Genomic DNA, 7,861 nt, shown 5'->3' on the forward strand with positions numbered 1-7,861 from the left:
GGGGTTCCGAGCCCGACGTAGAACCCCCCATCGGGGAACCCGACGAGGGAGGGATGTGTTGCGCCACCTGCGGATCGCGATCTCGGCCGCCGTCTTGCTGTCGTCTCTGGCCGTCACCGGCCCGGCGCGCGCGCACAACCCGCCCATCCTCGTCGGATCCCTCACGTCCGACTCGACGCTCTTCTGGGACGGGGGGTCGGTCGGTTACGACCCGATCTACAGCGCGCCCGTCGTGCCCAGCATCCCGGTCGCTCCCCGATGCGAGGTCGCCGAGCCCTGCTATCAGTACCGGATCGACGTCCGGGAGCCGGGAGCCATGCTCCGGATCGCCCTGGACACCCCGATGCGCGACGACGGTTTCGAGTTGACGGTGATCTCCCCCTCGGGGGCGTCGGTCACCCAGAACAACTCAAACCGCTACAGCATCGAGGTCCGGCGCCCCAACCCGGAGGTCGGCCGCTGGACCGTGCTCGTCGCCCCCTACAGCGCCGAGTACGCCGACTTCCGCATGCGCGCCAAGTTGGAGAGCGCCCCCCACGTCCCGACCCCCGACGCGGAGGGACGTCTGCTTCCCAACCTGCGCGTCACGCGCCTGTGGGAGTTCGGGTTCGTGGCCCCGGCCAACCCACTGAACGGGCTCTTCCCGCCGGACGACGCCAACCCGCCGCTCGAGGCAGCCGGACAGGCGCCGCTCTCGTGCGCGCTGGACGAGATGGCCGAGGACGAGGCGCAGCGTTGCCTGCGGTACTCCTTCGGCCTGGCCAACGTGGGTGACGGCGTGTTCGACATCCGGTGGACGGCGGACCGGCTGAACGGGTTCCAGATGACGCAGTGCATCCAGCGTCCGAACCAGACCCCGCTCGCGAGCCCGGCCGGGACGGGGTCGTGGCACAAGACCCACGGGCACTGGCACTACGACGACGTGATCTTCCACGACATCTGGAAGGTCACCGACCGCTCCACCGGCGAGATGGTCAAGGCGGGCGATGGCAAGAAGCTCGGGTACAGCCCGGCCGACCAGGGCATCGCCGAGTGGCAGAGGTTCGTGCAGGCCCCGGCCGGCACGAGCGGGTCCGCCGGCAACTGCGCGCCCGGGAGCGACTCGCGCCTGGGGATGTCGGCCGGGTGGGGTGACGCGTACCGGTACCAGCGTCCCGGGAACTACGTGGAGTTCGGGGCCAACGGGGACGGCTGGTACGTGGTCCGCACGATCGCCGACCCTCTCGGACAGGTGCTTGAGTCCGACGAGTCCGACAACACGTCGTACGCCTACGTGCGGGTGGTCGGGACGGAGGTGGACGTCCTCGAGTCCGGTCTGGGGGAGAGCCCCTGGGACCCGGACAAGGTGGTGTTCGAGCTGTGAGGCGACCGATCGGCCTTCTCGCAGCGGCGGCCGTCGCCATCTTCGCGGCCGCCCCCGCCGAGGCGGTGGTGGCGACGAGCTTCGGGCACGTCTACGCGCCACCCGTGATCGTGGTCGTGGCGGGGCATCCGGCCACCTACCTCAACGCCGACATCGACCCGCACGACATCGTGGCGACGTCCGAGGCGGCCGGCCAAGGGGAGCTGCCCAAGGGAGCGCGCCCCGCAGGGTCCGCGCCCTGGTGCGCCGATTACGACGGCCCGCTGCGGGGGATGTTGTGCCCGCTGTTCTGGACGCCCGTCCTTCAGACCGGCGGCGCGCACGAGATCCTCGGCGTGTCGGACGCGGTGCCTGGGGAGACCTACGGCTTCTACTGCACCCTCCACCCGTACATGACGGGGACACTCGTCGTCGTCGACCCCCGGTAGGGCAGGAGGGCCCCCGACGACGTCGAACCCGTCGACGGGGTATCGGATCCGGACGCTGGAGGGGCCATGCGCAAGCTCGTCGTCGCTCTGCTCGTCGTCGTGTCCTCGGCCGCCCCGGCGGCCTCCGCGCTGCCGTCCGTGTCCGGGAGTGCCGGACGTCGGCAGGTCGTCGCCGTCGAGGGCGGGATCGAGGCGGAGGACGTCCGAGGGGACGTGGTCTACCTGATGGGACGTCTGTACGTCGAGTTCATGGCCGGTGCGGACGCCGGCGACCCTGCGTCCCCCGGCACCTTCCGAGCCACCGGGTACGCGGACACGTACGACGCCGAGGCGGACCGGCGCGGCTGGATCTACTTCCCGCCTCAGGACGTAGGGGCGGCCACGCTCACGTCCGACCCGCTCGGGACGACCGTGTCCTTCGAGGCGTCGCTGCTGGACACGGACACCCAGGCGCACCCCGTCTCGGTCCGCCTCACCCGGCCCACCTCGACGACGCTCGGGCACCCGAGCACCCAGAGCCCCGGTTTCAATGCGTGGTGGGACGCATCGGGCGCATCGGCCCGGTACCAGGGCGAGGTGCTCGTGCACCGCACGGGGTACACGATCGAGGCCCGGATCGGGACGCTGTCCCTGTCGTGGGAGCCGGGGTGCACGGCGTGCGGTTGGGGCTGGGCGACGACGGTCCAGGGGGCCTCGGCCACACCCGAGGTGCGGGCCACGGTGTAGCCGACGTCCGCTAGATGCGCTCCAGGCGGATGATCGCGTAGCCGTTCGGCTGCGAGATGGTGACCGGGAGCCCGTCCCGCAGCGTCTGCGCGTCGAACGAGCCGAACTCGCTCACGGGCTGCTCCTGGTTCGCCGGGTCGTGGCGCGTGAGCCGGTACGTCCCGTCGTCGATGCCGCGCAACGCGATCGCGCGGGTGTCCCCGGCTCCCGTCTGGCGGTAGGCGAGCAGGAAGCCCCGGCCCGCGTCGCGGTTCCACGGCTGGAGCGCGGTCCAGCCGCCGGTGAGCGGGTCGTCGAGGAGCGGGTACGTCATCGTGGCCAGCTCGCGGCGATGCCGCTTGTAGAAGTCGGTCCAGACCTTCACCTGCTTCCGCTCCTCCGTCGTCAGGTCGGTGTCGATCTTGAGCCAGAAGGTCATGTGGCTCGGGAGGGCGGCCGCCATGAGGTAGTCGATCCCCTTGGCCTGGCGGTCCGTCCGGTTCCCGAGCGCGTGCTGTCCGAGCGCGTACCCCGCCACGTAGGGCGCGAGGTTCCAGACGTTGTGCAGGAGCTGCTCGGTCGCCGGGTTGCCGTTCTGGAACCAGGAGGGGCCATAGGACAGGGAGTAGGGGAACGCGCGGTAGTCGTTGGTCTCGTCGACGCCGAACCCCACGTCGGGGAAGTCGCCTCGCAGGCGGTCGAGCATGGCCCGGAAGGAGTCGGCGTACTCGTACATGTCCACGCTGTCCACCCCGGCGCAGTCGAGCCACACCAGGAAGTCGAACTTGAACTGCTTGACCTCCCACCGGGTGACGGCGCGGCGGATGCGGGACTCGATGTAGTCGATCAGCCGGGCGGGTTCGTTCGTGTCCGGGTGCAGGCCCCACGCTTCCGGGTTCCACACGCCGAGGCCCGCCTCGTTCGACCCGGAGTCGGGCTGGACCATGCTCAGCCCCGCGGTGCCGTGTCCGACGGGGGCGCACGCCCACTGGGGGTTCGTCCGGTACGCGGTGGACGAGGGATGGAACTCCATCGGCGTGAACCACAGGCCGAGGTCGATGTCGTCGTCTGGGTCCTCGGGATCGCCGCGCAGGCGCTCCCGGACGGCGACCCAGTCCGCGTCGAGGAAGCGCGGCTCGAACTTCGGGCTCGTGCCGCGGCGCGGCTCCGGGCACCCGGGCGAGTCGGGGCACCAGTCCCCGGACCGCGCCTGCCACCCGTCGTCGAAGATGAAGGTCTCGACGCCCATCTGCTCGGCCGCGTCAGCCAGCTTCAGGAAGCGCGCGTGGTCGACGTCGTCCTTCACGCCCGTAGAGATCCTGTTGTCGTCCACGCGGTCGGTGTTGAAGACCACCCGCGGCTCCCATCCGGTGAGGGAGCGGAAGAACAGGTGGTGCTGCCACGGCTCGTCGTCACCGTCGAGCCCGAACCCCGTGAACACGGGCTCCAGGTCGAGGGGACGGCCGGGACGCACAACCCGGTGCCGCGCCGGTGCCTGCGTGGGGTTGGAGACATGGACGCTCTCCTCGATCGGCCCGAAGTACACGACGTCGCGCGAGGTGTCGACCGACGCCGACGCGACGCGACCGTCGTAGTAGCCGCGGGTCGAGTGGTAGTTGTTGCGGAGCTGGACCGAGAACAGACGCCGCCCGTTGGGTAGGCGAGGGACAGCCACTGCCCATGCGACTCGAGCGGCCGTCCGGCAGGCGCCGACGCGGACACCCGCCACGGACCCGGCTGATGGTCGCCGATAGCACCCGGGCGCCATCCGTCGTCGTAGCGCCAGTCGGCGCCTGCCCTGAACGCATGGACGGTCGTCGCGGGGGCAGGCCCGGCGGGGAGCCGGTCGAGGTCGTAACCCGAGATGGCGACGGGGGCGAGCGACTCGATCCGGGTGTCCGTGCGGAAGCCGGCGATGCCCGCCCGCACCTTGACGGTACGGGTTACCGATGCGACGCCGGGGATCAGCAGCTCCCAGACGATCCGGGCCGTGTCCGGCTCGTTGTGGGCCGTCACCCTGTGCAGCCGCATCGCGTCGCTTCCGATCCGGACCCCGTCCACGACGAGCGCGAGGTCGGCCACCGGGCCCGAGAGGAAGAGCTTGCCGCCGCGCCTGTCCTGTATCGACGTGGTCACGAGGCTTGACCTCTCCCACGTCCGCTCGACGAGTCCGTTGCCGAGCGCCACGTAGGTGTTCGCCACGTACCCCAGCGGCGTCGTCGAGGCCGTCGCCGTCAGGCGCGGGAGGCGGGCGTCTGCCGTGGTCGGCAGCAGCATGGCGATGCCGACGGCGAGCGCGGACAGACGCAGACGGGGACGCATGGTGCATGGTTCGGGCTCGGGTGCGCCCGTTCCTGCTGCCTTCCCGCTCGGCGCGGGTCCTCAGGCCAGGTGGTGCAGGATCTCCTCCTGGACCCACCCCAGCCAGTGCAGCACCCCCAGCGCGGGAGCCTCCGGGTCGCGGGGGTCGAGGTCGCGCGCCATCTTCTCCTCGTCGACGCCGAGACGGGTGCCGATGGCGAGTCGCAGGTCTGTGAGGAGGGCGAGCCAGCCGGAGGCGGCGTCCTCGTCCAGGGTGAGCGACGCGGGCCCCGTCTCCCCGAGATCGGAGGCTGTCCGCCGGGCTCCCTCGAGCTTCAGCCGCTCGAGCTCCGATCCGGCGTACCGCCGGAAGTCCTGCTCGGCCTCCGGTTCCGCCCCCCCGTAAGCGGCGGGGAAGAGCCGGTCGACCACCGGGTCGGCGGGGCCGGCGTTGGCTTCGAGAAGGGACACCATCTCCTCGACGAGCCGGCGCAGCAGGCCGGCTTCGTCCTCGTCCAGCTCGACGCGGACGCCGCCGGGAGACCGCGAGAACCGAGGCACTAGTCGGACTTCGACATCGTCGCCCACAGACCGTGGGCGTGGAGCCGGAAGACGTCCGTCTCCGCCTTCTCACGCGGGCCGGACGATACGACGGCGCGCCCGCGGTGGTGGACGTCCAGCATCAGCTTGGTGGCCTCCTCGCGCGAGTAGCCGAACAGCTTCTGGAACACCCAGGTCACGTACGACATGAGGTTCACCGGGTCGTTGTGCACTATCACCAGCCACGGACGGTCGGGAGCTCGGTCTTGGTCGGTGCCGGTCTCGTCGATGCGCTGCGGCGTGACAACGGTGGAGCCCATGCACCCATCGTGCCACGCGCCTCCGCGAGGCCTCACGGAGCCCGGTGGCGGTTGAGGCGCCGGGGGCGGTCCAGGTGACACCGCCGCCTCCCGAGGGCCATGCCCGGTGTCACTCGCGCGGCCGGGAGCCGTGCGAGTGACCCCAGCCGGGAGCCGGAAACCGTGCGAGTGACCCCAGCCGGGAGCCGGGCAGGAAGATGCACCCATGCGCCGAACCAACCCGTTCATGCGCCGCCTCGTGCCCCTGGCCGCCCTGGCCGTCATCGCCGTCCTGCCGGTCTCCCCGGCGGCGGCCTCGGCTCTGCGGGGTTGTGTCGGGCCCGATGTCCACGCCGCCGCGCGCGGCCTCGTCTCCGAGCATGCGCGCGTGGAGGCGGTCGAGGCGGTCGCCGGATTCCGGACCGCCCTCGTCTCCGACCCCGTCCTGGTCGGCAGCGAGGCGACGCACCGCCTCGTCTCGTCGCGGGGGAGCTGGTGCCCGGTCGAGGCGTTCGACGCCGTGTGGGTCGCCGAGGGTCGGCGCGGCGATGCGGTCGCCCGCGCGTCCGCGTTCGCCGCACTGGCCGGGGAGACCTGGTTCGGGCGGACGACGGTCCGGACCGCCAGCGCGCTGCCGGGTGGGGTCGTCCGGCTCGTCACCCACGGCGAGCGCAACGGTGTCCTGGCCTCGTGGACGGTGCACCTCGACCGCGCCGGCGTACGGGCCGCCACCTGGACGGCCACCCAGATCGCGGTCCGCCCCTTCGCGGCCGATGCTTCGTCGCTGACCGCCCTCCCGGGTGCGTCCCGCACGTTCCTGCGGCGCGGACCGACCCTCTCCCTGCAGGGCCCGCTCATCCCGCAGGACGACGACCTCGAGCTGCACGCGGAAGCGAAGATGTCGGACGGGTTCACGGTCCAGGTCCGCAACGGGGACGCGCCGATCGGCGTGGTGACGGATACCGGGCTGCACGAGCTGGACATCGTCCGCCACGCCCGGGACGCCGCCGCCGCCAACTACGAGGAGTTCCTCGCGTGGGGGCTCACCGGGAGCTGGGAGCAGAGGACCGGGGTCTTCGCGATCAACGACGCCCTGTCGCTGTACTGCATCGCCTGCGTGGCCATCCAGGATCAGTTCAACATCCACATGTCCAGCCGGACGGTCGAGATCCTAGGCGCGCTCGGATACACCTACGCCGAACAGGACTCCCTCACCGCCTTCTCGAACGTGGTCGGACACGAGATGTTCCACAACTTCCAGATCGCCCACTGGGGGGCCACACGCCTGCGGGGGCTGGGGAGCGCTCTCGTGGAAGGCACGACCAGGTTCCAGGAGACGCTGCACTCCTACTCGCACATCAGCCACCAGCCGGACAGCCTCGTCTACGCCCACAGCGACGAGCGGTTCAAGGGCAACTCGTGCAACGACTACCTCAACACGGTCAAGGTGCAGAGCTACGAGCAGACGGGACCGATCTCCCGCCGCACGGCAGAGTGGTACTCCCAGGACGCCGCCGCCGCCTCGGGACCGCAGGCCCACACGTACGACGCCTGCCTGTTCTTCCTCACCTGGTACGCCACGCACGGGCTGGACGGCCTCGTCGCCCTCATGAACGCCGACCCCGTCGCCCGCGGCGACGAAGGGCCGGTGCAGAGGATGCTCGAGCAGGCGTCGGGCCCTCTATCCCCGGACCTGGCCCGCTTCGCAGCGCGGATCCTGACCAGGTCACCGCTGGTGTGGGGTCCGGCCTTCGGCGCAGGACCGGTCCTGGATTGGGCGGAGCACCTCCAGTCGTGGGAGCCCGAGGACCGGGAGCGGGACACGCGTCACCTGCGCGACGGAGGGATGATGGCGATCGCCGTCACGCGCACCGGCGTCGTCGAGCTCGCGGAAGCCGGCGAGGCACTCGGAGCTCGTGCGGTGACCGGGTACCTGGTGGGCGACGACGCGTCGATCGCGCCCGTGCAGGACGGCGACACCGTCGCGGCTCCGGCGCCCGGACGCAGAGCGTGGCTCGTCGCCGTGAACGTCGGGCTCCCGGGCGAGATCTCGCTCGGGCTCGTCTAGACGAGCGATCGCCTTCGGCGGCGGGCGACGACCGCGCCGGCCCACGCGAGCAGCCATAGCCCCACCGCGCCGTACCTGACCCGCGCGTCCAGCGGGTCCACCACCCGCCGGGGCGGCGGGTAGTTGTCCTCCCGCATGGCTATCGCGGGCGGAGGAG

The 7,861-nt window shown here is 71.3% G+C and carries 7 protein-coding genes; 4 read left to right on the plus strand and 3 right to left on the minus strand.

What is annotated here, in order from left to right; all coding sequences use genetic code 11:
• The first annotated feature begins 58 nt into the window (after positions 1–58).
• From VM840_05190 to VM840_05200, 3 genes are all read left to right on the plus strand, one after another.
• Complete coding sequence (locus VM840_05190; protein HVL80969.1) at positions 59–1,363, plus strand: hypothetical protein; 1,305 nt, start codon at positions 59–61, stop codon at positions 1,361–1,363.
• Positions 1,360–1,791, plus strand: coding sequence for a hypothetical protein (locus tag VM840_05195; protein ID HVL80970.1), 432 nt, complete (start codon positions 1,360–1,362; stop codon positions 1,789–1,791). The genes VM840_05190 and VM840_05195 overlap by 4 nt, the downstream gene beginning before the upstream one ends.
• Before the next feature lie 66 nt (positions 1,792–1,857).
• Positions 1,858–2,517 carry a hypothetical protein gene (locus VM840_05200; GenBank protein HVL80971.1) on the plus strand — a complete coding sequence of 220 codons (660 nt, stop codon included), beginning with the start codon at positions 1,858–1,860 and terminating at the stop codon, positions 2,515–2,517.
• Between the two features lie 10 nt (positions 2,518–2,527).
• Here VM840_05200 and VM840_05205 read toward each other — a convergent pair whose 3' ends face one another.
• The 3 genes from VM840_05205 to clpS form a co-directional block, all read right to left on the minus strand.
• Positions 2,528–4,171 (minus strand): hypothetical protein, encoded by a 1,644-nt coding sequence (locus tag VM840_05205; protein ID HVL80972.1) that lies wholly within the window; start codon positions 4,169–4,171, stop codon positions 2,528–2,530.
• 707 nt (positions 4,172–4,878) lie between these two features.
• Entirely contained in the window at positions 4,879–5,358 is a 480-nt protein-coding gene (locus VM840_05210; protein HVL80973.1) for a DUF2017 family protein, read from the minus strand.
• Complete coding sequence (clpS, locus tag VM840_05215) at positions 5,358–5,657, minus strand: ATP-dependent Clp protease adapter ClpS (protein HVL80974.1); 300 nt, start codon at positions 5,655–5,657, stop codon at positions 5,358–5,360. Before clpS ends, VM840_05210 begins: the two co-directional genes overlap by 1 nt.
• A gap of 205 nt (positions 5,658–5,862) precedes the next feature.
• Between clpS and VM840_05220 the strand changes: the two genes are divergently transcribed.
• Positions 5,863–7,704: a hypothetical protein gene (locus VM840_05220; GenBank protein ID HVL80975.1), complete on the plus strand. Its 1,842-nt coding sequence runs from the start codon at positions 5,863–5,865 to the stop codon at positions 7,702–7,704.
• Positions 7,705–7,861 lie beyond the last annotated feature (157 nt).

Source organism: Actinomycetota bacterium (genome assembly GCA_035540895.1).
In the GTDB taxonomy this organism is placed as follows: domain Bacteria; phylum Actinomycetota; class JAICYB01; order JAICYB01; family JAICYB01; genus DATLFR01.